This is a genomic window from Gordonia sp. X0973 (assembly GCF_013348785.1).
Taxonomy (GTDB): domain Bacteria; phylum Actinomycetota; class Actinomycetes; order Mycobacteriales; family Mycobacteriaceae; genus Gordonia.
The window spans coordinates 2,765,341-2,791,203 of the sequence record NZ_CP054691.1 but is presented as its reverse complement, the minus strand read 5'-3'; the positions used below and the strand labels follow the sequence as shown (position 1 = coordinate 2,791,203).

General features: G+C 71.5%; 25 protein-coding genes. 24 read left to right on the top strand and 1 reads right to left on the bottom strand.

The window, feature by feature from the left end; genetic code table 11:
• Nucleotides 1–61: 61 nt before the first annotated feature.
• The 15 genes from HUN08_RS13870 to truA all read left to right on the top strand — a co-directional run bounded on the left by HUN08_RS13870 (nucleotide 62) and on the right by truA (nucleotide 19,310).
• Nucleotides 62–3,712 carry a tubulin-like doman-containing protein gene (locus HUN08_RS13870; protein ID WP_124246752.1) on the top strand — a complete coding sequence of 1,217 codons (3,651 nt, stop codon included), beginning with the start codon at nucleotides 62–64 and terminating at the stop codon, nucleotides 3,710–3,712.
• Nucleotides 3,712–6,405 carry a hypothetical protein gene (locus HUN08_RS13865; protein ID WP_124246753.1) on the top strand — a complete coding sequence of 898 codons (2,694 nt, stop codon included), beginning with the start codon at nucleotides 3,712–3,714 and terminating at the stop codon, nucleotides 6,403–6,405. The genes HUN08_RS13870 and HUN08_RS13865 overlap by 1 nt, the downstream gene beginning before the upstream one ends.
• 2 nt (nucleotides 6,406–6,407) lie before the next feature.
• A complete protein-coding gene (locus HUN08_RS13860) occupies nucleotides 6,408–8,777 on the top strand; it encodes a hypothetical protein (protein WP_124246754.1) in 2,370 nt (789 codons plus the stop codon).
• Between the two features lie 4 nt (nucleotides 8,778–8,781).
• Nucleotides 8,782–11,511 carry a hypothetical protein gene (locus tag HUN08_RS13855; protein WP_124246755.1) on the top strand — a complete coding sequence of 910 codons (2,730 nt, stop codon included), beginning with the start codon at nucleotides 8,782–8,784 and terminating at the stop codon, nucleotides 11,509–11,511.
• On the top strand, nucleotides 11,511–12,491 hold the full coding sequence (locus HUN08_RS13850; protein ID WP_124246756.1) for a hypothetical protein: 981 nt from the start codon (nucleotides 11,511–11,513) through the stop codon (nucleotides 12,489–12,491). The genes HUN08_RS13855 and HUN08_RS13850 overlap by 1 nt, the downstream gene beginning before the upstream one ends.
• Nucleotides 12,488–13,636 (top strand): hypothetical protein, encoded by a 1,149-nt coding sequence (locus tag HUN08_RS13845; protein WP_124246757.1) that lies wholly within the window; start codon nucleotides 12,488–12,490, stop codon nucleotides 13,634–13,636. The genes HUN08_RS13850 and HUN08_RS13845 overlap by 4 nt, the downstream gene beginning before the upstream one ends.
• Nucleotides 13,633–14,139 (top strand): TerD family protein, encoded by a 507-nt coding sequence (locus HUN08_RS13840; RefSeq protein ID WP_124246758.1) that lies wholly within the window; start codon nucleotides 13,633–13,635, stop codon nucleotides 14,137–14,139. The genes HUN08_RS13845 and HUN08_RS13840 overlap by 4 nt, the downstream gene beginning before the upstream one ends.
• 213 nt (nucleotides 14,140–14,352) lie before the next feature.
• Nucleotides 14,353–14,574, top strand: coding sequence for a translation initiation factor IF-1 (infA, locus tag HUN08_RS13835; RefSeq protein ID WP_005187701.1), 222 nt, complete (start codon nucleotides 14,353–14,355; stop codon nucleotides 14,572–14,574).
• Nucleotides 14,575–14,658: 84 nt separating this feature from the next.
• Nucleotides 14,659–14,772, top strand: coding sequence for a 50S ribosomal protein L36 (gene rpmJ, locus HUN08_RS13830; RefSeq protein ID WP_005207978.1), 114 nt, complete (start codon nucleotides 14,659–14,661; stop codon nucleotides 14,770–14,772).
• 175 nt (nucleotides 14,773–14,947) lie between these two features.
• Entirely contained in the window at nucleotides 14,948–15,316 is a 369-nt protein-coding gene (gene rpsM / locus HUN08_RS13825) for a 30S ribosomal protein S13 (RefSeq protein WP_124246759.1), read from the top strand.
• Nucleotides 15,316–15,723, top strand: a complete 408-nt coding sequence (gene rpsK / locus HUN08_RS13820; RefSeq protein WP_007322015.1) for a 30S ribosomal protein S11 — start codon at nucleotides 15,316–15,318, stop codon at nucleotides 15,721–15,723. Before rpsM ends, rpsK begins: the two co-directional genes overlap by 1 nt.
• A gap of 23 nt (nucleotides 15,724–15,746) precedes the next feature.
• The gene (gene rpsD / locus HUN08_RS13815; protein WP_124246760.1) at nucleotides 15,747–16,352 is read left to right on the top strand and encodes a 30S ribosomal protein S4; all 606 of its coding nucleotides are present in this window, start codon (nucleotides 15,747–15,749) and stop codon (nucleotides 16,350–16,352) included.
• A 103-nt stretch (nucleotides 16,353–16,455) separates the two neighbouring features.
• Nucleotides 16,456–17,502 (top strand): DNA-directed RNA polymerase subunit alpha, encoded by a 1,047-nt coding sequence (locus tag HUN08_RS13810; protein ID WP_124246761.1) that lies wholly within the window; start codon nucleotides 16,456–16,458, stop codon nucleotides 17,500–17,502.
• A 59-nt stretch (nucleotides 17,503–17,561) separates the two neighbouring features.
• The gene (gene rplQ, locus HUN08_RS13805) at nucleotides 17,562–18,389 is read left to right on the top strand and encodes a 50S ribosomal protein L17 (RefSeq protein WP_124246762.1); all 828 of its coding nucleotides are present in this window, start codon (nucleotides 17,562–17,564) and stop codon (nucleotides 18,387–18,389) included.
• 30 nt (nucleotides 18,390–18,419) lie between these two features.
• Nucleotides 18,420–19,310: a tRNA pseudouridine(38-40) synthase TruA gene (gene truA, locus HUN08_RS13800; RefSeq protein ID WP_124246763.1), complete on the top strand. Its 891-nt coding sequence runs from the start codon at nucleotides 18,420–18,422 to the stop codon at nucleotides 19,308–19,310.
• Here truA and HUN08_RS13795 read toward each other — a convergent pair.
• Nucleotides 19,226–20,242 (bottom strand): alpha/beta fold hydrolase, encoded by a 1,017-nt coding sequence (locus HUN08_RS13795; RefSeq protein WP_124246905.1) that lies wholly within the window; start codon nucleotides 20,240–20,242, stop codon nucleotides 19,226–19,228. The two genes, truA and HUN08_RS13795, sit on opposite strands and share 85 nt — an antisense overlap.
• Before the next feature lie 221 nt (nucleotides 20,243–20,463).
• Here HUN08_RS13795 and HUN08_RS13790 point away from each other — a divergent pair, with 221 nt between their 5' ends.
• The 9 genes from HUN08_RS13790 to HUN08_RS13750 all read left to right on the top strand — a co-directional run bounded on the left by HUN08_RS13790 (nucleotide 20,464) and on the right by HUN08_RS13750 (nucleotide 25,861).
• The gene (locus tag HUN08_RS13790) at nucleotides 20,464–20,814 is read left to right on the top strand and encodes a hypothetical protein (RefSeq protein ID WP_124246764.1); all 351 of its coding nucleotides are present in this window, start codon (nucleotides 20,464–20,466) and stop codon (nucleotides 20,812–20,814) included.
• Between the two features lie 5 nt (nucleotides 20,815–20,819).
• Entirely contained in the window at nucleotides 20,820–21,152 is a 333-nt protein-coding gene (locus HUN08_RS13785; RefSeq protein WP_124246765.1) for a YbaB/EbfC family nucleoid-associated protein, read from the top strand.
• Entirely contained in the window at nucleotides 21,152–21,454 is a 303-nt protein-coding gene (locus HUN08_RS13780; RefSeq protein ID WP_124246766.1) for a hypothetical protein, read from the top strand. The genes HUN08_RS13785 and HUN08_RS13780 overlap by 1 nt, the downstream gene beginning before the upstream one ends.
• Nucleotides 21,451–22,866, top strand: a complete 1,416-nt coding sequence (locus tag HUN08_RS13775) for a hypothetical protein (RefSeq protein WP_165353390.1) — start codon at nucleotides 21,451–21,453, stop codon at nucleotides 22,864–22,866. The genes HUN08_RS13780 and HUN08_RS13775 overlap by 4 nt, the downstream gene beginning before the upstream one ends.
• On the top strand, nucleotides 22,863–23,153 hold the full coding sequence (locus tag HUN08_RS13770) for a PE domain-containing protein (RefSeq protein ID WP_124246767.1): 291 nt from the start codon (nucleotides 22,863–22,865) through the stop codon (nucleotides 23,151–23,153). The genes HUN08_RS13775 and HUN08_RS13770 overlap by 4 nt, the downstream gene beginning before the upstream one ends.
• The gene (locus tag HUN08_RS13765) at nucleotides 23,150–24,166 is read left to right on the top strand and encodes a PPE domain-containing protein (protein WP_124246768.1); all 1,017 of its coding nucleotides are present in this window, start codon (nucleotides 23,150–23,152) and stop codon (nucleotides 24,164–24,166) included. The genes HUN08_RS13770 and HUN08_RS13765 overlap by 4 nt, the downstream gene beginning before the upstream one ends.
• A 28-nt stretch (nucleotides 24,167–24,194) precedes the next feature.
• Nucleotides 24,195–24,503, top strand: coding sequence for a WXG100 family type VII secretion target (locus tag HUN08_RS13760; RefSeq protein WP_124246769.1), 309 nt, complete (start codon nucleotides 24,195–24,197; stop codon nucleotides 24,501–24,503).
• A 36-nt stretch (nucleotides 24,504–24,539) separates the two neighbouring features.
• The gene (locus HUN08_RS13755; protein ID WP_124246770.1) at nucleotides 24,540–24,833 is read left to right on the top strand and encodes a WXG100 family type VII secretion target; all 294 of its coding nucleotides are present in this window, start codon (nucleotides 24,540–24,542) and stop codon (nucleotides 24,831–24,833) included.
• A gap of 77 nt (nucleotides 24,834–24,910) precedes the next feature.
• Nucleotides 24,911–25,861: a cation diffusion facilitator family transporter gene (locus tag HUN08_RS13750; protein ID WP_124246771.1), complete on the top strand. Its 951-nt coding sequence runs from the start codon at nucleotides 24,911–24,913 to the stop codon at nucleotides 25,859–25,861.
• Nucleotides 25,862–25,863 lie beyond the last annotated feature (2 nt).

Below are 25,863 nucleotides of genomic sequence, written 5' to 3'. Positions count from 1 at the left end.
CCGCCCGGTTCGGGGTGGGCCGCAGATGGACAAATAGTTCGCGAAGAGGATTGATAACGAGATGAAGCGCTTTCTGGTGGTCGGCTGCGGTGGTTCCGGTGGAGCCGCGCTGGCCTACATGATGGATCAGCTGAAGTCGGACCTGCGGGCCCACGGGATCGACAAACTGCCCTCGGGTTGGCAGTTCGTGCACCTCGACGTCCCGACGTCGCCGTCGGGGGTCCCCGGCGTCGGAACCGTGCCCGACCAGGGCGGGGTCTACGTCGGCACCGGCCCGGAGAGCGACAGCTACAAGGTCCTCGACAACGCCATGACCCAGCGCCTCGTCGCGAACAACGAACTCGACACGATCGCCACCTGGGCGCCGCGCGACCCGGAGACCGTCTACACGCCGCTGTCCACCGGCGCCGGCCAATACCGCGCACTGGGCCGGATGATCACGCTGAGCCGGGTCGACACCGTCCGCAAGGCGCTGCAGCGCGCCTGGGACGAACTGTTCACCAACCCCACCGACACCGAGATGCGCTCGCTGAAGATCCCGGGCGCCGGGGCCTACAGCTCCAACGACCAGCCGATCGTGCTCGTCGTCTCCTCGATGGCCGGCGGCGCCGGGGCGTCGATGGCGCTCGACGTCTGCCGCATCCTCACCCTCGTGCAGGGCGTCGACCCGCGCCTCATGGGTGTGTTCATGGTGACCCCCGACATCTTCGAGACGCTGCCCGATTCGGCGATCACCGGCACCCGCGCCAATGCGCTGGCCATGCTCGGTGAGATCGTGGCCAGCCAGACCGGTTCGGCCCGCGCCACCGACGTCGCTCTCCTGCGCGCCCTGGGCCACGAGCACGGCGAGGGGACACTGATCCCGTTCGCGCGCGTCTTCCCCGTCGGCCGGTATGTCGGCGCGCAGCGCACCATCTTCGGCGACGGCACGCCGGGCGCGGTCTACCGCGGCCTCGGTCGCGGACTGGCCGGGCTGATGCTGTCCGGGTCGGCCACCCAGCAATTCGTCGAATGGGATCTCACCAACGCCGTCGGCGATCAGGGCTCGCTGGAGTACCTGGGTTGGGGCAACAAGCAGTGGAACAACGTGCCCTGGGGCACCTTCGGCTACGCGAGCCTGTCGATGGGCCGGGACCGCTACGCCGAGTACTCGTCGCAGCGGTTGGCCCGCAGCAGCGTCGACAAGCTGCTGCGCGGACACCTCCAGCCCGGCAACGACGCCTCCGACGAGGAGCAGGTCAACGCCATCCTCGACAACCAGTGGAGCAACATCTGCTACTCGCTGGGGCTGCCGGAGGGGGCGGACGGATCGTCGTCCGGATTGGCGCAGTGGCTGATGTCCTCGGTGCTGCCGGGTGACCAGGTCTTCGCACAGGCCCGCGGGGTCGTCAACACCGCGGTCCGGCCGATGATCGACCAGACGCCCGGGGTGAACGGCGAGCAGTGGGCTGCGCGAGTCGGACAGGTCCTGGCCGAGCGCCGCCACGCCCTGGCCGAGGGGGCCAATTCGGTCGCCTACCACCAGGCCTTCAACTGGCACCTGCACTTCGCCGGGGCCCTCGAGCAGGCGACGGCCCGCGCGCTGGCCACCCAGGGCCTGCCGTACGCGACGGGGATGGTCAAGCGCGTGGCACGCCTGCTCGACGAGGTGATCCTGCCCGCGATGACCGACCTGTCGAAGTACGGCCCGCCCGACATCGCCGACCTGCCGCCCGAGGTCAAGGCGACGCTGGCCTCGCTCTCGGGGACGATCGCCAACCCGGCCCCGATCGCCGACGAGGTGTTCGCCGGTTCGGCGCGCACCGTCGAGCGGCAGGTCTACGCGGCCCTGGCCCACCACGTCGGGAACGCGGTCGGCGCGATGATCACCGAGGTGTTCGACCCGCTGGTCGACGCGCTGAACGAATCCCAGACCCTGCTGCGCCAGGCGGCCGGTGCCAACCGGCAGCAGGTCGGCCTGGCCCTGCTGCAGACCGACGAGTACGCGGCCTGGCCGGCCGACACCGACGAACTCGTCGCCGAACGTTTCTCCGAGGCCGACAACGAGGTCATGCTGACCCGGTCGGCGGAGTTCAAGCAGCGCTACGAGATGGACCTGCCCGCCTCGGTAGGGGCGACCTCCAGCGACCCGCGGCTCCTCGGCGAGGGCATCTCGCGCGCGGCCGGGCACGTCATCACCGGTTTCTGGACCACCGTCGACGGCAGCACGAGCCCGGCGGCCGAGCAGCCCGTCGTCGAACGCACCACGACTTGGGTCTCGCGGGCCTTCCCGCGCCACCCGGAGACCGGCGACGGCCTCATCGCGCAGCGCGCGACCTACGACGTCCACCTGCGCCCGGCCGAGCTGCTGGGGCGCTCGCGCCGCTTCGTCGCGCGCACCGGGGAGTCCTTCGACCGGTTCTGCTCGGTCTCGCTGCGCCAATACGTCGAGGGCGAGGACGCGCCGGAGTCCGAGCGCGCCGCGCGCCGCACCGATCTGGAGCTGCGCTTCGGCGAGGCGGTCAACCTGGCCCGCCCGCTGGCGAGCGTCAACGAGAACGCCATGCAGGCCATCCACGGCGTCGCCGAGATGACCTACCGGTACAAGTTCTCGGCCATCCCGTTCCTGGGCCTGTCCGTCGCCGGCGACCTCAAGACCGCTCTCGCCGCGACCGCGCGCGTCGACAAGAAGAGTGCCGACGCCCTGGGCAACGCGCTCACCGACGAGGCCAAGATCAAGCGCATCGACATCTTCGGGTCCTATCCGAACTACTCGCCGCTGGCCTACGAGGCGGTGATCGAACCGGCCGCCCGCCAGTGGCTGGCGTCGTCGCCCGGGCAGCGCAAGGCGTTCTGGACGATGCGCCGCTCCCGGCCGCTGCAGGCGAGCCTGCCGATGCACGAGAACGAGCGGCGGGCCATGGTCGGCGGTTGGTTGCTCGGCCAGGCGATCGGTCAGGTCCAGATTCCGGGGCCGCCGTTCGCCGACGCCGTCCACGTGTGGGACTCCCAGGCAAGTCGCTGGCTGCCCTTCCCGAACCCACTGCTCACCCCGCCGTCGGAATTCCTCGCCGAGTACGACTGGCTGCCCGCCGTGCTGGAGTCGCTGCTCGTCGCGATCGCGCAGAGCCACCAGCCGCCGGTGATGGCGTCGATGGCCCCCTACCGCGCGTTGCGCGCGATCTTCGACGCCGGCGCGGAGAACCCGTCGACCGGGCTGGACCAGCGCCAACTCGCCGCGGTCACCAATATGGCCAACTGGCTGCGCACCGGGGAGACCGGCACCGGCGTGGCGTCGGTCATCGCCGACACCGGCCCCGGCGTCTCGATTCGCGATCGCGCGGAACGGCTGCGCGCCTACCTGGCCTACCAGCACGAGTTCGTGTCGAAGAACTACATGGAGCCCGGTGAGGGCGCCGGACCGGGACAGTCCGGGGCGGAGGGGACCGGTGTGTTCGCCCGCATCACGGTGCGCGAGCAGGCGTCCAAGACACCCATCTACCGCGACATCGCGCCGGATATCTACTGGGCGACCAACGAGCTGCTGGGCGTCCTCGACGCGGCGGTCGCCCTCGCCGAGCAGGGCGGGGCGGCGCCGACGACGGCCCCGACCTTCCAGTCCGGCGAGACCTTCGCGGCCCCCTCGATGGACTCGTTCAACCCGCCCCCGATGGGGTCCGCGGCCCCCGACCCGACGGCGCCGCAGGCACCGGGGAAGCCGGACGGCTTCTGATGCCGTCGCGGCCCACGACGCTGACCGCGCTCCTCGCACCGAGCGGGCTCGCGCACAGCGTGTTCTCCGCGCTGTGCGATCTGTCCGCGGCGGGCATGGTCGACGACTTCCTGTGGATCGGCGACCCGGACGGGCAGGCGCCGTTGTCCACGGTCGTGCTCGTCTCGCAGGGGATCGCCCGCGACGTCACCGTGCCCGATCTGGTCTCGGCGCGGCGCACCCAGGTGCTGCGGGTGTGCTCGGTGGTCCCGGCACTGCCCGGTGCGCGGCGGCTGTCAGTGGCCGACGAGACCGGCGTAGCCGACAAGTTGATCTCCGCGACGGGCGCCGGCTCGGTCGTCCGCATTCGCGCGCTGCTCGTGCGCGGCACCGAGGTCGCCGGCGCCCCCGCCGAGCTGGCCGTGCCGGGTTGGCACAACATCGCGATCTCCCCGGAGGATTCGCGCGGCCCGGACTACGGCCGCATTCCGCTGCCAGCCGGGGTGGGCCCCGACGACCTGGGCCGCTACAGCGCTCCGGTCGTCGCCGGCCTGGCCGGGCTGTGGGCCGGCGTCGACCACGCGCCCCTCGACGCGCTGCCCGTCGTCCCGGGGGAGTCGGTCCGGTTGGCCCGCTCCTTCTACCGCAGCCTGCGCACCGACGAGGTGGAGTCCGAGCTGAGCACGTCGCTGCTGAGTTCGGACGGCGTGCTGCCGCTGCCCAGCGACCAGCGCTCTCAGGTGGTGTACGTCTCCGACGCGGCGACGGCCACCACCGCGATGGCCGACGGCTTCTGGCGCAAATACGCCGCCGTGCTGCGCGGTCCGCGACAGTCCTATTCCGCCACCCCGCCGCAGCAGATCGGCGCGATGGCGGTGCTCAGGATGTTCGCCAGATTCGTATGGGCGTCGATCCGCAACGCCCCCGGCGCCTGGTACCGCAGTGTCGTCGACAGCGTGTCGTCGAAGATCGCGGTCGGGGTCGAAGAGGCGGTCTTCGCCGGTCAGCCCGCCGCCTACCAGGTGGTGGTCAACGGCCGCACCTCGGCGGGCCGGGTCGCCGGGTGGGAGGACATCGGCGCCGCCTCGAATGCGCTGTCCGGTGCGCTCTTCGATCCGACGGGCCAGTTGGCCGACGCCGATTCCGACCTCTCGCAGGTGTGGCAGGACTATGCCAGGGCGGCGCTCACCCTCGCCGACGCCGGGGCGCGCAGCCGCGACCTGCCGCCGATCCAGGTCGGCTCGGCGCGCGGGATCGTCAAGTATGCGGCGCAGGTCGTGCCGGGGCCGGCGTCGGCGTTCCGGGCCATTCCCGGCCCGGTGCAGGCCGCCGTCGACTGCGCGTCGGTCGACCCGGTGGACGTGCTGGGCGCCGCCGACCTGTCCAACCGGTTGACCGAACTGGAATCCAGCTCCGACCAGGGGGTGGCGGCCCGCTCGACGCTCACCGAACTGTCCGGTTGGCGGCGCACCCTGGGCCGCAGTTTCGGGGTGGCCGCCGCCGAGCGACTCGCCGACGCCTTCTACGGCGCCTACAACGAGGTGCAGCAGTTGCTGCACCAGGTGAACACCGCCGTCGCACCGCCGCCGGAGCCCGACCAGCGCAATAAGTCGCTGGGCCGCGCCGTCCAGCTGACCGTCGTGCTGCTGCTCCTGCTCACCGGTCTGTTCGTGTACCTCACCGTCAAGTGGGACGTGCAGTGGTGGGTGTCGCTGTTGGTGATCGTGGCGGCGGTCCTGATCGGTTTCGGACTCTGCCTGTGGGGGTTCATCCAATCCCAGCGGACCATCTTCGCCATGCTGCACCAACGGCGCGCGAGCATCGACCGGCTGGAGGTGGACCGCCACAACCTGCGCCAGGCGTTGCGCGACGTCCGGCGGCTCTCGCAGGCGTACCGCCAATTCCTCTCCTGGAACCGGGCCCTCGGCGCCTACCTCGAGGCGCCGCTCGGCACCCCGTCGGCGGCCGCCGCCACCGGTTTGCCGATCACCTCCGGCCTGCCGTTGTCCACCGGTCTCGGGACTGCCCAGCCGAATGGCGGCGACGTCAACGAGGCGGTCGGCTACCTGCGCCAGGACCTGTTCCGGCCCGGTTGGCTGACCGAGTCGTGGGATTCGATCATCACCACCTACATCCCGCCGCGCGTCGGTTCGCGCGAGGTCGGGGCGCAGGCGTCGCCGGTGTGGCTCGACCATGGGATGGGCAGCGGAACCTCGCTGGACCGCTGGTCCACCGATCTGTTCGGCGGCGTGATCGGTTCGACCGGGGCCGACCTGGTGTGGGGCAAAGCGCTGCACTCGCTGGGCGGATCCCTCGGGGAACTCGTCCCCCGCCTGGTCGGCACGGTCGCCGTGTCTGGCGGCGCCCCGCTGCCGCTCGCGGAGTTCCTCGCCGGGATCGACCGTGACGCCGCGCCGAGCGGGTCCTTCGACCACGCCCTGCTCACCGACATCGCGGTGACCAACGGGGCGGCGGCCGTCCGCGTCGACACCCGCCACCGCGTCCGCACCGGCCTGGGCATCGTCTGCGTCGCGACCCAACTGTCGGAGGCCATCGGGCTGGATTACCTGCGGGCGCAGGGCAGTGCCGCCGCCGCGTCCGGGACGACGTGGGAGGTGCCGCAGTCGCCGGTCCGCCAGTCCGGGGCGGCCGACCCGAGCGGGCTCGGGGCGACACCGGACCGGTTCCGGGCGCCGGAGATGGGGCAGGGCTGAGCATGGCGTCCGATTCGGACCTGACGGCTGCCCTGCAGCTGTGGGCACAGGGGGTGGCGGCACGGGATGTGCCCGTCCCCGCCGCCGACGAGCTGCACCTGATCGCCGAGCACCCCGGCACCTGGCGCGACAGCGGCGCCTCGCCGGTCGCGCAGTGGTGGGGTGCCGCCATCGACCACCTGCTCGGTCAGGTCGAGCTCGGGGTGCTGCCGGCGATCGCGGTCGCCCACCTGCCGGACCGCTTGGCATCACCCGCGGGTCCGCCGCCCGCATCGGGCACCGCCGGAGCCCACCGTGCGCCCACCGTCGACGACGAGGGGTCCGCGGCGCGGGCGGGCAGTGCCGACCCGCTCGCCGCGCTGACCGCGGCCCTCATCGCGTGGCGCGGGGAGAAGATCGCGCAGGGGGCGCCAGGGGCGGAGACGATCAAGGACATCACGCTGCGCAACCTGGCCAAGCGTGCGCCGGTGAGCGCCGAGCAGATCCGCAAGAAGCTGCCCGGCGCCGCCGACCTCGTCGAGGAGCTGGCGGCCCTGTTCGCCCGCTATGCGCCGTCCTCCGCGCCGTCGCAGGCTCCGCCGGAGCCGACCGCCGCCGTCGCGCCGTCGCCCCCCGCGCCGGCCGTCGCGCCGTCGCCGACTCCCTCCGCCGTCACCCGGAGCGCGCCCCCGGCGTCGAGCCTCCTGCCGCTGACGCATGCCGACTTCTGCGACTACGAGTACCCCGAGACCGACATCGCACCGGGAGCGCTGCGCATCGCGACCACCCCGGACGGTGTGCGGCTGGCCTGGGATCCGTTTCCCGGCGGCCCCGTCGTCCTCTACCGCGTCGTGTCCGGCGACGACGTGCCACCGTACAAACCGGAGGCGGGCGAGCTGGTCGGCGTCACCGCGGCCACCGCGGCCGAGGACAACCGCTTCCTGACCAGCGCCGTGCGCCACTACCAGGTGTGGGCGCATGTCGGCGACAGCGAGGCCGCCGCCCGTGCGGCACAGCCGGTGCAGTGGGCGATCGGGCAGGACATCAGCCCGGTCGAGGACATGGTGCTGACCGAGGACACAGGCCGCGTCGTCGGCGAGTGGTCGGTGTTCCCCGGCACCCGGGCGGTGCGGGTGTTCCGCATCCCGCTCGACGCCGGCGGCCCCGCGACCACCGACCCGCGCTTCCAGATCTGCGTCGACGACGCGAATCTCACCGGCTTCGTCGACGCCGACGTGCCGCGCGGGCGCCGCTATCTGTACCGCGCCCTGGCCGAGGTGCCCGTCGGCGAATCGCTGCGCCTCTCGCGCCCGGCGCAGCAGGAGATCCTCGTCTCGGTCGACCTGGCGTCCATCGCCGACCTGCAGGTCGCAATCAACGACAACGGCTCCCTGTTCGACCTGGCTTGGACCACCCCGGAGAGCGGGCAGGAGGTGCGGGTCTACCGATTCCAGCAGCCGCCCCCGGCCGGGCTCGAGCGCGAGGACCTGCCGCTGGAGGCGTTGTCGGTGCAGGGGTTCACCGAGGAGACGCGGGTGCGCCATCCGGCGAAGGCCGGCCAGGACCCGACCTTCTCGCAGATGACCGGGGTGCCGTGGCCCAGCGGGTGGGATCGCGCCTACCTCACCCCCGTTACCGTCGCCGCCGGGCGGGCGCGCATCGGGACGACCCGCGTCCTGGCCCGACCGCTGCCCGGCGTGGTGGAGCCGCAGATCGTCGAGCGCTTCCACTGCGAGATGATCACCTTCGGGTGGCCGCGCGGTGCAGCCGCGGTGCGCGCCTACATCGGACCGGCATCCATCCCGAGCGAGCAACTGCTGACCGGCAAGCCCTTCGGCGAGGTCAGCGCCGAGCAGTACGAACGCGACGGCGCGCTGATCCTCACCCGGCCACTGACCCCCAAGGGATGCCACGTCTACCTGGTCCCGGTCTCTTATTCGGCCGGTCGGGAGATCACCGGCGAAGCGGTCGGGCTGCCCTACCGCGGCTTGATCCGCATGGCCTACCAGTTCGAGCCGGTGGCGGCCGGGCCCGGGCGCACCGTCGTCCGCCTGGTGCTGCACGCAGAGGTCGCCGTCAGCGACCTCCCGCCGCTCGTCGCGGTCCACCGGCCCGAACGCCTTCCCCTCGACGCCTCCGACGGGCGCACCCTCCGCTTCGGCTCGGATATGGGCGAGGAACGGCCGCACTGTCAGATCTACGGCGAGATCCCGGCCGGGCGCACCGTCACGCCGTGGGTCGTCGACCTGACCAATCTGACCGGTTTCGTGCGGATCTTCGTCGCCGACCCGGCGCGCGGCGATGCCCGCCCGCCCATCGGCATGCTCGACCCGCCGATGGCATCGCTGTGGATCAGCCCGCCTCCGCCGCCGGCCGCGCAGCCCGGGTGGTGAACCGATGGCAGACCTGACCAAACACCAGGCGGCGCGACGAGTCACCCCGGCACCGGTGGCCGCCGACCGCTACGCACAGTTCACGTACACCTCCTTCGACGAGGGGGCGCCCGTCAGCGCGATGGCCGCCCCGGGCGGTCGCGGCCACGGCGGCGGATGGCAGGTGAAGCAGGTGGTCGGCACCCTCGACCCGGCCTACCTCGACGAGCTGGTCGCGCGGATCGTCACCCGGTTCGACCTGGAGCCGGCCCTGCCCGGCTTCCCCACGCCCGAGCAGATCGCGACCAGGCCGGCCCGGCTGAGCTACCTGTACACGACCGGACCCGACGGGACCGGACGGGCCGCCTATTGGCACACCGTCGACGCCGGGCGCGACGCCACCGGGCGCCCGGGCAACGTCTTCGCGCACGTCCTCGCCGACGACGCACCCGACGACCCGGCCGGATTCCTCCCCGTCGAACTGTGGCGCTGGTCCGGGTGGAGTTCGCCGTACGGGCCCGACGAGGTGCGCGCCGCCGCCCTGCCCGCGGGCGGCACCGCTCCCGCGCCGAATCCCGCGCTGTCGGAGGCGGCGACCCTCGACTTCCTCCTCGACCCGGCGGCCGATCGGGTCAGCGTGCTGCGCGTCCTGCTCGACGCGGTGTCCGCACGGCTGTCCGGGGATGCGCCGGGGACCGTCGTCCTCGGTGTCGACGACCACGACCGCGCGGCCGCCTGGATCGCCGCGGTCAGCCGGTTCCTCACCCCGCAGGGGGCGCGCCGGTTCTCCTGGAGCACCCACGATGCCCCCGACGCGGTGCTGGCCGGTGCCGGTTCGGCACTGCACCTGGTCGCGGTGCCGCGTGCGCGACTCGGCGAATTGGCCGGGTATCCCGGCGTCGTCGTCGACGAGCACGAGGAGCCCTACCTCGGCGACAGCGCCGCCGCCGGGCACCGGGTGGCCTCCGGCCCGGTGCCGGTGACTGCGCTCTCGGTGCTGGCCGAGGCCGTGCTGGCCGACGACGACGTGGCGCGGCGGATCCTCGCGCGCCGTGACCGGGTCGCCGCCGAAATCGCCGACGCCGCTCCCGCGGCGCGGCTCGCCCCGGAGTGGCCGATCGCCGTCGCCGTTCTGGAAGACCCCGAGCTGGCGGAGTTCCACCCGGATGCCGCCGCCGTCGTCGTGGACGACGCCCCCGACGGACTGGGCGCGCTGCCGTGGGCCGCCGACCTCGTCGAGACGACGCTGCGGCGCTATCCGCCGACCCCGGACGAGGCGCTCGCACGGTTGCGCCGGGCGGCGCTGCGCCGCCGGGCCACCCCGGCGTTGGCCCGCTGCGTGTTGGCGGCGGCCTGCGCGGACCCGGCGTGGCTCGACGCCTGCGACCTCGCCGGGGTACCGGCCGTCGAGTCCGTCCCCCTCGGCCCGCTGCGCGACCGGATCGCTGAACGTGCCGGGGAACTCGCCGGTGCGGGGGAGGAGGCGACGCGGCCGCTGCTGCGCACGGCGGAGATCGTCGAACGCCTGGCCGCACCCGACGCCGACCTGACGGCGGCGCGCGCCGCCCTGACACAGGCATGCACGAGTTCCGGGCTCCTCGGCATCGGAGATCCCGGATGGATCGAGCGGTTCGACGCCGCGGCGATCAGCGAGCCGACGCTGGCCGCCCATGTCCGCCCGCTGTTCGCGCGGCTGGCGGTGCCCAGCCTGGTGGGGCTGCCCGGCGACGTCGCCGGATGGCTGTTCGGCGCGCTTGGACCGTTCGGCTACGTCCATCCGACTCCGGCCACCCCGGACGACGACTACCTCTTCGGTTTCGCGACGCGAGCGGTACTCGCCGACCCCGCATCGTCGGCGAACCGGTTGGATCCGTCGGCGCGCGGCGCGCTGGCCGGCGCAGCGATCGACGCGGCGCTGGGTGCCGCGCGTCTCGAGGACGACGACTGTCGCGACCTGGTCGGTGCGATCGTGGCGCTGGCGACCCCGCCGCCCGAGGATCTGTTGCGCTTCTCGGCGGACAGCGGTCGGGTGCCCCCGCAGCTCCTCGACTCGATGGTGTTCTACGGCGAGGTGGAGGATGCCGCACTGCAGGCCGTGGTGGACGCGCGCGACTCGGCGACGCCCGAACTCGTCGCCGCCGCCTGGTTGCGCCGCGGGGCCCGCACCGCCACCACCGACCGCGACGGGTGGTGCGCCAGCGTCGCGACGCTGGCCACCTCGTCGGCCAGCACCCCGGCACCCGACGGCACCGTCGCCTGGGTCGGGCAGGCGGCCGACGAACTCGTCGTCATGGCCGCGGCCGGTTTCGTGCTCGGGCAGAGCGACGGCGCGCCGTGGGCCGATCCCGAATCGGCTTTCTGCGCCTCGCTGCGCGGCCGGATGACGTCGCTGGACCAGCGCGTCCGCGACGAACTCGCGCGCGCCGAATGGGCCTGGCTGCTCGACCCGGCATGGGTCGCGGGGCACGCGTTCACGGCTTTCCTGCGCATCGCGGGTGCCGGGGCCGGCCCGCTCGCGGACGATCGTGCCGGTGCGGTGGGATGGTCGCAGTCCTTGGTCGACCAGCGGGTCGAGGCCGGTACCTATCGCGGACCGGCCGATGTGGCCGGGCTGCGCGACGCCGGCTGGCTGGTGGTGCGGGGCCTGGGTCCCGCGGCCGCCGAGAAATTCTTCGCCGACTACCGGCCGGCCGCGGCCGAGTGGTTGGCGCGCACGGGCATCGCGGCGAATTCCGGACTGGGAGGACTCGGCTAGTGGCTACCTATGTGTTGGACGGCAAATCGGCGGCGACCCTGGCCCGGCGCCCGCTGGCGGTCAGCCTCGCCGTGTCGGGCGCCCCCAATCCCCACGGGGTGCGGCTGGTGGCGCGGACCCGGGCCGGCGGACCGGCGGCGGGGGTCGTCGAGACCTCGCCCGCGCTGTTGATCCTGCCGCGCGTGGCCGAGGAGGTCGTCATCGCGGCGGTGCCCGCGGGAAGCGAGTTGTTCGCAAGCGGCACGACCGTGCACGTGTCGATCGGGCCGGACGGCACCGCCGACTACGAGGCCGACATCGCCCAACTGACCCCGCGCGACGTATCCGGTCTCGGCTTCATCGAGTTGGCCAGCATCGCCCCCGGCGCGGGGGACACCTTGTCGGTCACGACCCGGCTGACCGTCCCCGACGGGACACTGCCGCCAGTGGCCGCGGCGGCCCGGATCGCGACCCGCGGCGTCATCCGAGCCGATCGGGTGCCCGAATCGCAGGCGCGCCCGGTCCGTCTGCTCGTCGACACCTCGGCGTCGATGGCCGCGCATTTCTCCTCCGGGATGGTCGCGGCCGCCGCCGACATCGTCGCGGGAATGGGTGCCGTCGTCGCCGGCACCCCGGAGGTCTCCGTCGGGTATGCCTCCCCGGCCTCGCCCCCGCCCGCCCCGGTGCCCGCCGACCGGGTCGGCAGCACTTTCGCCGCCGCTCCGGCCGCCGGCTACGCCCTGAGCGGCGGACTGGCGGTCGCACCGGCGCCCGGCACGTTGACCGTGCTGCTCACTGATTCGGTCGGCGCGGTGGAACCGGCCGCGGACCAGGTGCTGCTGGTGCTCTCCGAGTCGGCGGCGGCGGCGGGACCCGGACTGCGCGGGGCGGTGTTGGCGCCGGTCGCCGACCCGGGGACCGCCCTGGTGGCCCAGCCCGACCGGATCGGGCGGGTCGTCGCGGCGCTGTTGGCGCCCGTGGGACTGGGGGGTGCGCGTTGACCAAGTGCCCACGGTGCTTCTCGCCGCTGCACCTGGACGTGTTCGCCTGGGTCGAGAAGGAGCCGCGCCAGGTCGTCGCCGATCCCGTCGCGTCGGCCTATGCCGGTCGCGAGGTGCGGATGGGGCCGGTCACGGTGGCCAACCGGTCGGAGTGGAGCGGCGAATGGCCGCCCTCGCCGGAGCACCCGTATGACGCGGCGTGCCCCCACTGCCACTTCGTGCTGCCGTCGCACTGGTACTTCGGCAACGCCACCTGTATCACGATGGCCGGGGCGCGCGCCACCGGCAAGACGGTGTACATCGCGGTGCTGGTCAAACAGCTGCAGCGATTCGCTGCCCGGTTGGACCGGGAGGTCTTCGGTGCCAACGAGGAGACGGTCCGCCGGTTCCGCGACGAGTACGAGACGCCGCTGTTCGAGGACCGGGGAATCCTGCAGCCGACGCCGCGGGCCTCGCTGCACGGCAGCTACCAACACGACCCGCTGATCTTCAACCTCGGCGAATGGGGCGGGACCAGGCAGTACCTGGTGATCCGCGACGTGGCGGGGGAGGACCTCGAGGCCGCCGACGTCGGGGGCGTTGCCTGGGACTTCTTCAGCCGCGCCGACGCGGTGCTGTTCCTCTTCGACCCGCTGCGCGTCGGGGAGGTCGCCAACCAGCTGCGCGACCTGGTCCCCGCGTCGACGACGGTCGGCGGCGACCCGCGCCACGTGCTGCACACCGTCACCAACCTGATCGGCGACGGGTCGCCCAAACTCGCGGTGATCCTCTCCAAGTTCGACGCGTTGCAGGCGCTGTCGGCGGTCCAGGCCAGTTCGTGGGGACAGGTGATGGGGCAGCCGGGGGCCGCCTACAACCGGGACCCGGGGCTGCTGGAACGCGGCTACGACGAGGAGGAGGGTTTGCGGCTGCACGAGGAGGTGCGCAGCCTGCTCACCCGTCTCGACGCCGGTCCGGCGCTGACGACGATGGTCAACCAGGTCACCGGACGGCAGTACGAGCACCGGTTCTTCGCGGTCTCCGCGCTCGGCGCCCCGCCGGAGGGGGAGAAGCTCAGCGACCGCGGCATCTCCCCGTTCCGCGTCACCGACCCGGTCCGCTGGGTGCTCGCCGCCAACAACGTCATGGTGGAGGGGGCCCGATGAGCCGCGCCGGATTGCAGCAGGTGTCGGTCGGGGTCGGCTGGGACCAGCCCCCCGGCGTCGCCCTGGATCTCGACCTCGCGGCCTTCGTGCTGCCGACGAGCGCGGTGGTCACCTCGGATACGGACTTCGTGTTCTTCAACAACCTGGCCGCCTACAACGGCGCGGTCCGCCTCAACTCCGACCGCTCGGTGCGCACCGGCTGGCGCGAGGAGCTGACCGTCGACACCGCCGCCCTGCCGGCGGCCGTCGACCGGGTGGCGATCGGGGTCAGCTCATACGGCGGTCAGACCACCTTCGGCGACTATCCGGCCGGGTTCGTGGAACTGTCCGATTCCGATGCGGGGCTGCTCGCCCGCTGCGATCTGCAGGCCCGGTTCGGCGGCGAGCGGGCACTGATCTACGCCGACCTGCGCCGCGACGGCGACCGATGGATCCTGGCCGCACGCGGCGAGCGGTTCGACGACCTGGGGGCGATGGCCCGGTCGATGGGCGTCAAAGTCTAGGTGGCCGGCCGCGGCGCCGGCGGGCGAATTGGGAATGCCGCGCCGCGTGCCGTAATATAGATCGTCGGTGCGCTTGTCGTGCCCGTTTCCGCATGCTTTCGCGGCATGTGCGACGGGGATGGCCCGGCACCGACCGGAACACCGCCGACGTCAGCGATGGCGACGGCGGACTGATGACTACCAGGCCTGATCGGGCCGGGAATCGCGGAGGACATGGCGAAGAAGGACGGTGCCATCGAGGTTGAGGGTCGCGTTGTCGAACCCCTGCCCAATGCGATGTTCCGCATTGAGCTGGAGAACGGCCACAAGGTTCTCGCCCACATCAGCGGGAAGATGCGGCAACACTACATCCGCATCCTGCCCGAGGATCGCGTGGTCGTCGAACTCTCGCCCTACGACCTCGGTCGCGGACGAATCGTCTACCGGTACAAGTAGGACTTCCCGGCGTCGCCGGGGAACAGCAACGGCCGTGGTGCGGGATACCGCACTGCCCGTGACAAGAAAACAGGAGAAGCTGACGTGAAGGTCCAGCCGAGCGTCAAGCCGATCTGTGAGAAGTGCAAGGTGATCCGCCGTAACGGACGGGTCATGGTGATCTGCGAAAACCTGCGCCACAAGCAGCGCCAGGGCTGAGCAGCGCCCTTCCACCGGTCGCTTGGCCGACAAGTGATTGACAACTGAATACGACGAACCTCCAGCACCAGCGGGCACAGACGAGTACCCGCCCACCCCCGGATCAGAGGCCGGGGCCCGACCGAGTCGGGACGGACTGGGGGAAGACCTCTGACAACGAGAAGGAAATGAACACATGGCACGTGTTGCCGGTGTCGATCTCCCCCGCGAAAAGCGGCTGGTGATCGCACTTACCTACATCTACGGGGTGGGTCGTACCACTTCGGAGGAAATCCTCGCCGCCACCGGCCTCTCGCCGGATCTGCGCGCCAAGGATCTGACCGACGCCGATGTCGCCAAGCTGCGCGAATACATCGAGGCGTCGGTGAAGGTCGAGGGTGACCTGCGCCGCGAGGTGCAGGCCGACATCCGTCGCAAGATCGAGATCGGCTGCTACCAGGGCCTGCGGCACCGTCGCGGCCTGCCGGTCCACGGTCAGCGCACCAAGACCAACGCCCGCACTCGCAAGGGCCCGAAGAAGACCATCGCCGGGAAGAAGAAGTAATGCCTCCTAAGTCACGTAGCGCTGGCCCCAAGAAGGGCACCCGCCGTCGCGATAAGAAGAACGTCCCGCACGGCCACGCGCATATCAAGTCGACGTTCAACAACACGATCGTTTCGATCTGCGACCCCAACGGCAACGTCATCAGCTGGGCGTCGTCGGGTCACGTGGGCTTCAAGGGCTCGCGTAAGAGCACCCCGTTCGCCGCGCAGCTCGCTGCCGAGAACGCGGCCCGCAAGGCCCAGGAGCACGGCGTCAAGAAGGTCGACGTGTTCGTCAAGGGCCCGGGCTCCGGTCGCGAGACCGCGATCCGCTCCCTGCAGGCCGCCGGCCTCGAAGTCGGCACGATCTCCGATGTCACCCCGCAGCCGCACAACGGTTGCCGTCCGCCCAAGCGGCGCCGGGTCTAGCGGGAAGGTAAGGACTAGAAACAATGGCTCGTTATACCGGACCAGCAACTAAGAAGTCGCGCCGTCTGCGCGTCGACCTGATCGGCGACGACAAGGCGTTCGAGCGTCGTCCCTACCCGCCCGGGCAGCACGGCCGCGCGCGGATCAAGGAGACCGAGTACCTGCTCCAGCTGCAGGAGAAGCAGAAGGCCCGCTTCACCTACGGCGTCATGGAGAAGCAGTTCCGCCGCTACTACGAAGAGGCGAACCGTCGCACCGGCAAGACCGGCGACGAGCTGCTGAAGATCCTCGAGACCCGTCTGGACAACGTCGTGTACCGCGCCGGTCTGGCCCGCACGCGCCGCCAGGCCCGTCAGATGGTCAGCCACGGACACTTCACCGTCAACGGCGTGCGTGTCGACGTCCCGAGCTACCGCGTCGGTCAGTACGACATCATCGACGTGCGACCCAAGTCGCTCGCGACGGTGCCGTTCCAGATCGCCAAGGAGATCCAGGGCGACCGGCCGGTGCCGGCATGGCTGCAGGTCGTGCCCTCGACCCTGCGCATCCTCGTGCACAACGTGCCCGAGCGTGAGCAGATCGTGGTGCCGCTCACCGAGCAGCTCATCGTCGAGTACTACTCGAAGTAGTCATCCAGTCGGGGGGCTCCGCCCCCCGACTGCCCCCATTCCGGGGGACAGCACATCCACCGACGCCGTCAAATAGTGGGCGGCAAAGGAGAAAACACCGCACATGCTCATCTCACAGCGACCCACCCTGTCCGAAGAGGTCATCGCCGAGAACCGCTCGAAGTTCTTCATCGAGCCCCTCGAGCCCGGCTTCGGCTACACCCTGGGCAACTCGCTGCGCCGCACCCTGCTGTCGTCCATCCCGGGCGCGGCGGTCACCAGCGTGCGCATCGACGGCGTGCTGCACGAGTTCACCACCGTTGCGGGGGTCAAGGAAGATGTCACCGAGATCATCCTGAACCTCAAGGGCCTGGTCGTCTCCTCCGAAGAGGACGAGCCGGTCACCATGTACGTCCGCAAGCAGGGTCCCGGGGATGTCACCGGCGCCGACATCGTGCCCCCGGCCGGTGTCACCGTGCACAACCCTGACCTGCACATCGCGACCCTCAACGACAAGGGCAAGCTCGAGATCGAGCTGGTCGTCGAGCGGGGCCGCGGCTACGTGCCGGCCGTGCAGAACAAGGCCACCGGTGCCGAGATCGGCCGCATCCCGGTCGACTCGATCTACTCGCCGGTCCTCAAGGTGACCTACAAGGTCGAGGCCACCCGTGTCGAGCAGCGCACCGACTTCGACCGTCTGGTGCTCGACGTGGAGACCAAGAACTCCATCAGCCCGCGCGACGCCCTGGCGTCGGCCGGAACCACGCTGGTCGAGCTCTTCGGCCTGGCCCGTGAGCTCAACGTCGAGGCGGAGGGCATCGAGATCGGCCCGTCGCCGATCGAGGCCGACCACATGGCGTCGTTCAACCTCCCGATCGAGGACCTGGAGCTGACCGTGCGCAGCTACAACTGCCTCAAGCGCGAGGGTGTGCACACCGTGGGCGAGCTGGTCGCGCGGACCGAGTCGGATCTGCTCGACATCCGCAACTTCGGCCAGAAGTCGATCGACGAGGTCAAGGTCAAGCTGCACGCGATGGGCCTGTCCCTCAAGGACAGCCCGGCCAGCTTCGACCCGTCGCAGGTGGCGGGCTACGACCCGGCCACCGGCACATGGTCGGATGACGCGGGCGCCGACGACGGCGAGGATTTCGCCGAGACCGAGCAACTGTAAGCGGCTGTACCAAACCCCCGACCCACTCGTGAGAGTCGGTCACCTCTGAGGAGAAGACAATGCCCAAGCCCACCAAGGGTGCCCGCCTCGGCGGGTCGGCCAGCCACCAGAAGGCGATCCTGGCGAACCTCGCCACCTCGCTGTTCGAGCACGGCCGCATCACCACCACCGAGTCGAAGGCCAAGCGGCTGCGCCCGTACGCCGAGAAGCTCATCACCCACGCGAAGGCCGGCTCCCTTGCCGATCGTCGCCAGGTGCTGAAGTTCATCCGTGACAAGGACATCGTCCACGTCCTGTTCGCGGAGATCGGCCCGTCGTTCGCCGAGCGTCCCGGCGGCTACACCCGCATCATCAAGACGCTGCCGCGCAAGGGCGACAACGCCCCGATGGCCGTGATCGAACTCGTCCGCGAGTCGACCGTGACCACCGAGGCCAACCGCGCCAACCGCGTCGCCGCTTCGAAGAAGAGCGACAAGGCTGCCGACGAGAAGCCGGCGAAGGCTGCCGAGGCCAAGGCCGACGACGCCGCCGAGGCGAAGGCTGTCGACGCTGAGGCGAAGGCCGACGCCAAGCCGGCCAAGGCCGCCAAGGCCAAGGCCGACGAGAAGCCGGCGAAGGCCGCCGAGGCCAAGCCCGCCAAGGCGGCCGAGGCGAAGGCCGACAAGGCCGCCGACTCGGCCGAGCTGCCGGCCGGTGCGCACGCACCGCTCGACGACGGTTCGCAGCCCGAGGGCTTCCCGATCAAGGGCAACGCCTCCTCGAAGCTGTACCACCGTCCCGGCACCCGCTTCTACGAGAGCACCGAGGCCGAGATCTGGTTCGCGACCGACGCCGACGCGGAGGCCGCCGGGTACCAGCTGCCGCCGTCGCAGCGCGACGAGTCCTAGTCCGTCGCTCCGCGACGAGGCTTGAGTTCTATGCCGACCGACCCCGCCACCCCAGCCGGTGGCGGGGTTTGTCGTCTCCGGTTGCTGGTCGGCTACGACGGCACGGAGTTCAGCGGCTGGGCCCTGCAGCCGGGGCGGCGGACGGTCGCCGGGGTACTGACCGACGCCCTGACGACGGTGCTGCGCGAGCCGGTGCGACTGACCGTCGCCGGGCGCACGGACGCCGGGGTGCATGCCAGCGGCCAGGTCGCGCACCTCGATGTGCCGCGGGCGGCGCTGGAGACGAGATCGATCCACGGCGACCCGTCGACGCTGGTCCGGCGACTGGCCAAACTGCTGCCCGACGACGTGCGGGTGAAGTCCGTCGACGAGGTGTCGCACGACTTCGACGCGCGGTTCTCAGCCCTGCGCCGGCACTACGAGTACCGATTGGCCGATGCGCCGTGGGGACCGGAACCGGTGTCCGCCCGGACGACCGCCGACTGGCCCCGTCCGCTGGACCTCGATGCGCTCAACGCCGCGTCGGCGACCCTGGTCGGGCTGAACGACTTCGCCGCCTTCTGCCGGTTCCGGCCCGGTTCGACGACGATCCGCGACCTGCAGCGGTTCTCCTGGCACCGCGCGGAGGACGGCGTGCTCGTCGGCCGGGTCAGTGCCGACGCGTTCTGCTGGTCGATGGTCCGCTCACTGGTCGGCGCGGTGGCGACCGTCGCCGAGGGTCGGCGGGACGTCGACTGGTGTGCCGGTCTGCTCCGGGAGACCGAGCGCAGCGCGCAGGTGCCGGTGGCCCAGGCGCGGGGTCTGTGCCTGATCGGCGTCGACTATCCGCCGCCCGATCAGTGGGCCGCGCGCAACGCGACCACCCGTGACCTCCGCGACGCCGACGAGGTGACCGGCGGTTCGGGCTGTTGCGGCGGATAGGGCGGTTCCAGCAGTAGGTGTCGCCAGGCCTGCCGGTCGAAGGCGGGCGGCGTCGTCGACGAGATGAACTCGGTCACCATCGTCGCGAAGCGGTCCGGCTCGTCGCGGAACGGGAAGTGACCGCAGCCGTCGAAGGTCTCCAGGCGTGAGCCGGTGATCGCGGAGTGGGCGATCTCGGCATGCCGGTAGGGGATCACCGTGTCGGCCGTGCCCCAGGCGATCAGTACCGGGATGCCGGCGGTGAGATAGCTGCGGTCGAGCATCGACACGTGTTGCCCGCGCCAGTCGACGACCGAGCGCAGGGTCCGGCTGAAGGCGGCACGGGAATCGCGCGGGCTCAGATCCGCCAGGATGCGCAGCAGGTCGGGCCGGTCGACGAGGTGTCGGCGCGGCGAGAGGGGTCCGGCCGGGCCGGGTAGCTCCGGCGTCGCGGCCAGTGTGCGGGCGACCCCGTCGAGGACGGCGGGTGCGCCGGGCAGGCGCAGCAGACCGAGGAGTTGCGTCATGCCGGGCAGCGTGGCCAGGCGCAGTGCGGGGGAGACGTCGCGGGTGACGCCGCCGGCCGAGACGAGGATCAGCCGGGAGACCATCGACGGGTACTGGTAGCAGAACTGCATCGCCACCCCGCCGCCGAGCGAGTGGCCGACCAGGACGACGCGGTCGTGGCCGAGTGCGCACAGCAGGTCGCGCAAACCGTTGGCGAAGGCCGCCACCGAGTAGTCGGCGCGCGGCTTGTCGGAGGACCCGTGCCCGAGCAGGTCGGGGGCGATGACGGTATGCGATTTCGCCAGGCGGGATATGACGGGTTGCCACGTCGACGAGTTGTCGCCGATTCCGTGCAGGAGGACGACGACGGGGCGCGAGCCGTCGTCGGGGTTCTCGCCCGCGATGCGGTAGGCGCGGCGGTAGCCGTGAATCGTCCGGTAGCGCATCCGGATGCGGTTCGTGGTGGTCACCGTGATCCTCCCTGGGGCCGCAGCGGTGGTACGTCTCCCAGTCAACCCCGCCCGCAGGTGCGGCGCCTCGGGCGTATCACCGAATTAGCAGGGTGTTTACAAGCGCCGCCGATTAATCGCCGATCCGATGGAACCGTTCGGGGCCGTGCTGCGTCTAATCCCATATGCGGTGAAATCCGCCGCTCGGGGGAGGGGAAATGACAATCGGGACGACACCCGGGGTGCTCGACTGGATCGACAGCCGGATCACCACCCGGTCGCGCTCGGGGGCGATCTCGGTGACGACGACGGCGCAGGGGTTGCCGGTGGAGGTGACGATCGCCGAATCGGCACTGCGCCTCGGGGCGCGGGCCATCGCCGCCCAGGTCCTGGCCCTGTGCGAGCAGGGGCGGGTCAGCGCGGGCGTACGGCTGCGGGAAACGCTCACGTGCGACGGGGTCGACGAGGAGTTGCTCGCATTGATGGGCCTGGCCACCGCTGACGACCTCGCCCGTATCCAGTCCGATGCCGACGACGCGAGCTGTGCGCCGCGGTCGTGGCTCCGGTGATCCCGATGGCCAATCCACAACTCGACGAGATCCTGGCGCGGGTGTCGACGGCGGTGGGCCGGATGGCCGATCTCTCCGACGGCTACGCGGCGATCCGCGCCGAGGCGGCGGACCCGAAGGGAGCCGTCACCGCCCGGGTCGACGGCTCCGGTGCGCTTGTCGGTCTGGAACTCGACCACGCGGCGGTGCGGCTCGGGGCCGACGCATTGGGGGAGTCGATCGTGTCGACGGCGATGATCGCCGCGCAGCGGGCCTACGCGCAGCGCGCCCGGCTCACCGAGGATTTCAACAGCGACTTCGGCGAGTTCGCCGGTATCGCGACCGACGAGGGGGAGTGATGGGTCTGGTGGTGATGATCGGCGAGGCGGTCGAGGGATTGGCGGCCACGTCGGCGACGATGGGCACGGCGCTGGCGTCGGCGGGCGGGATAGACGCGGCGGCCAACACCGCGGCGATGGTCGCGGTGTTCGGTCTGATCGGCCAAGAGTTCGTCGGGGCGTTCGCGCTGGCACAGGCCGCCCACCTCGCGTCGGTCGGAGGCCTGGCCGCGGCGCATGCGGGGACGGCCGCGGCGATGCTCGCCGGGACCGCGGCCTTCGACGGTGCCGATGCCGCCGGCGCGGACGGCATCGGGCGATGACGGCGCGAGCAGGCGGTAGCGCCTCGGTGCTGATCGGTCCGCCGACCGTCGAGGGCGCGCTGCGGGGTGCCGGGTTGGGCCCGATCCTCGACACCCCCGTTCCGGCGGTGTTGCGGGCGTTGGGTCTGCCATCGCTGCCCGCTCTGCCTCCCGCACCGCCGCTGCCGGGTCTTCCGCCGCTTCCGGTACTGGACCCGGCGGTGCTGTTGAAGCCGCTCACCGATCTGCTCGGTGTGTTCGGATCGGGGGATCTGGCCGGCGCGGGCGACCCGGGAGCGATATTCAAGGGCCTCTCCTCGCTGCTCGACCTGACCATCTCGGGTACCACGACGGCGCTGAAGGAGATGGACAAGGTCTGGGCCGGTGCCGCCGCGACCGGGGCCGCCACCAAGATGGCCCGCACTAGCGCCGAGACCGGGGCGGTGTCGGCCCAGGGAGCGAAGATGTCGGCCGATATCACCGTCGGAGCGGGGATGGTCGCGGGCGGCCTGGCTGCGTTGCAAGCCGTCATCGCGAAGACCGTGGGGCTCCTCGCCGCGGCGCTGCCGTTCGTCGCGACCCCGCCCGGGCAGGCGGCCGTGCTCGCGATCATCAGCGCTGGTCTGGCCGAGGGAGGCGCGGTGGTCGCCGCGACGAAGGCGCAGCTGCTGGCGCCGACCGCGTCGATGGCCGCGAACGGCAAACCGGTGCCCGTCAGCGGTGCCCCGGCCGGTGCGGGGTCGGCCTTCGCGATCGCGGCGAGCGTGCTGGAAGCCGCGGCCGGCCCGATCAAGGCGGCGACCGGCGCCCTCGGCTCGGCGCTGACCGCCGCGGCGAAGGCCGCGCCGAAACAGGCGGCCACACCACCGGGCAAGCGACTCGCGACGGCCAAGGATCGCGGCGGGGACTGTCGTTGCCCCGCCCAGGACGACGGCCGACAGGGCGACCGCCACCATCAGGGTGTCGCCGGGGCCGGGCGCGCCGGTCAGGGCGGAAAGGGAGCCGGCGGAAAGGGAGCGACTGCCAAGGGCCTCGGCGGTGCAGGGGCCGGCCTCGGCGCGGGCGGTCCACGCGAAGTCACGGCCAGCTACGCCGCGAGGACACCGGTCCTGGGCGGAACCGAGCCGGCGGGTTTCGCCGCGACGACCAGTCCGTCGCCCGCGGGCGCCACGCCGACAACGGGGACCGGGATGGCCCCGGTCGGCGCGGCCGGTGCCCTGGGCGGTGCGCATGCGGTCGCGCGACTGGCCGGTGGCGCGCCACTGGCGGCGCTCAAGTCGAGCGATGCCGTATCCGATTGCGCTCGGGCGTACGCGCCCGCGGTGTTCGGCGACGACCGTGGCCCCGACGGGGCGCCGGATGAACCAGCACCGCCCGAGAAGTCGACGGCGGGGGCCAGGCTCGCCGCGTTGAGGGAGGAACTGTTGTCATGACGCCGAAACTGACCGTCGACCCGGCGGGACTCGAGCGGGTCGCAGCGGCACTCGAGTCGGTCGCGACCAGACTGGAGCGGGCGGTGACCATGCGGACCACGCGTCTCGCACCGGCCGCCGCGGGCAACGACGAGGTGAGTGAACGGGTGGCGGCCTCGTTGGACGCCGCCGCGCGGGCGTTTCGCGCGGATGTCGTCGCCGGTGCCGGACAGGCCGTCGGAGCCGCGGCGGCACTGCGGGAACACGCACGCGCACTGGCCGCGGCGGATGGCGCGCACCGACCATGACCGGAATCCGACCCGGTTTCACCGGCATCGACTGGCAGTCCCGGACCCCCGAGCGGCTGCGCACCGACCTCATGGCCGGTGCCGGAGCGGTCCCGCTGGCCGATTGCGCCGACGGCTGGGCCGATCTCGCCGCGGACCTCGACGCCCTGGTCGCGGTGACCCGACGCACGCTCGACGGGCTGAGCGAGCAGTGGGATTCGGCGGGGGCGAGGACGACGGCGTCCGTGTTGTCCCGCCTGCCTGGCTGGATCGACGGACTCGCCGACGTGGCGGCGGCGCAGGAGAGGCTAGCCCGGGCCGGGCTGTCGGCGCTGGAGACGGCCCGGCTCGCGATGCCGGCCGCCGAGGCGATCGACGCGGCCCGGGTCGGACTCGCGCGGCTGACCTCGACCATCGGCCTGTCGGCGATGATGACCGGCGGATTGGTTCGTGCCGAGCGGGCCGAGCGCGAACTCTGCGCGACCGCGGCGCGGGTGATGGCCGACTACGAACGCGACTCCGAGCCGCTGGCGACGGCGGCCCCCGAACACCTTCCCCCACCCGCGCTCGTCCGCGCCACGGGGGCCCCGGCAACGTCGACGGGGTCGGGTGGGGCGGCGGGTGTGAGCGGGGCAGTCCCGGGGGTTTCGATGCCGCCGGCGATTGCGCCACCCCGGATTCTGACGGCCTTCGCCGCGACTCCGGTGACCCAGGTCAGACGAACGCCTGCGGGGGAGCCGTCTAGCGGCGCGGGTGGGGAGCCGTCGGCGACCACCCGCGGGGTCGGGGCGGCGGGTACTCCGGTCGGCGGCGGACTCGGGGCGATGGCGCCGACGAGTGGTTCCGGGGCACCGCGGGGCGCGAGTGTCTCCGCCGTGCCGGGGGCCGTCGTGGGCCCGGCCGCGACGCCGGATGTCACCCGCCAGGGCAGCGGCGAGACGGGTGCGTTGACGTGGGCGGAGCTTGCCGTCGGCGACGAGGTGCGGGTCGTGCGCGGCCCGACCGACACAGACTCGGGTCACGCGACCGTGTGATCCGACACCAGAGAGAAGGGGGAACACCATGCCCGGATCAGGGCTCAATCTCGACGTCGGGGCGTCGATGGCGTCGACCAAGTCGGTCGCCGGGATCGTCGACGAGATGCAGCAGGTCATCCGTGCCATCCAGACCGCCTCGCAGACGGCGGCCGGCACCTGGAAGGGACGCGCATCTGGGGCGTACGACTCGACGCACGCCGACTGGAACGCCAGCGCGACGAAGCTCAACCTCGCGCTCGAAGACATCAAGGCGAAGCTCGCCTCGTCGTTCGCGGGCTACGGCGACGAGGACGACTCGGGGGCGGCGACCATCACCGGCTCGCTCGCGGTCTGACCGACCGACCAGAGCAACAACCACAAGGAGGAAATCATGAGTCTCATCCAGTACGACTTCGCCGCGCTCGACACCCTGACCGGCGATCTGAACCGCAACTTCGCCCGACTCGAGCAGTTGTCGGGCCAGCTGCGGACCCAGGTGAACGCGTTGGCCACCCATTGGCAGTCCGCCCAGGGCGCGCAGGCATACCAAGACGCCCAGCACCACTGGGACCGCGTCTTCGACGAATCACGGACCCGGCTCAACAATCTGAGCTCGGCGGTGACCAAGGCCTCGTCGACGATGGGCAACACCGATATGCGGGTGGGCCGCACGTTCGCCGTGTAAGACGGTCGGGATGATTCGGGCAACGGTACGCTGTGTCCGAATCATCCCTGACCATCTTCCGAACCCGTGAGGCACCCGTGTCCGCTGAAGGATCCAAGAAGGCGATTGTCGCCGCACTCGTCGCCAACGGCGGTATCGCCGTCGCGAAATTCGTCGGCTGGGCCATCACCGGCTCATCGTCGATGCTGGCCGAGGGTGTCCACTCGGTCGCCGACACCTCTAACCAGGCACTGCTCCTGCTGGGGCAGAAACGGGCGAAGCGCGACGCGGACACGTTGCACCCGTTCGGCTACGGCCGGGCGCGCTACTTCTACTCGTTCATCGTCGCCCTGGTGATCTTCGCGCTGGGATCGCTGTTCGCCCTGTACGAGGGCTTCGAGAAGCTCCAGCACCGTCACGACCACACGCTGGAGTCGCCGTATATCGCCGTCGCGATCCTCGCCGTCGCCATCTGTCTGGAGGGCTACAGCTTCCGCACGGCGGTGAAGGAGTCGTCACCGCTCAAAGGCCGGGCCAGCTGGTGGCGGTTCATCCGCAACTCGCGCAACCCGGAGCTCCCGGTGGTGCTGCTGGAGGACAGCGGCGCGCTGATCGGCCTCGTGTTGGCGATCATCGGCGTCGGCCTGACCTGGGCCACCGGCGACGGATTGTGGGACGGGTTGGGCACCGTCTCGATCGGCATCCTGCTCGGCATCATCGCCGTCGTGCTGATCGTCGAGATGAAGAGCCTGCTCATCGGCGAGGGGGCCACCGAGGCGGAACACCGGGCGATCATCTCCGCCCTCGATGCCGAGCCGACCATCGAGCGCGTCATCCACATCAAGACGCAGTACCTGGGGCCCGAAGAACTGCTCGTCGCCGCCAAGATCGCCATCCCCGCGGCCAAGCACGCATCGACGATCGCGCGCACCATCGACGCCGCCGAGGTCCGGATCCGCGAGGCGGTGCCGCAGGTCGGCCCGATCTACCTCGAGCCCGATATCGACCGCGGGACCGACGAGACAGACGCGACGACGGCGGAGGTCTAGGC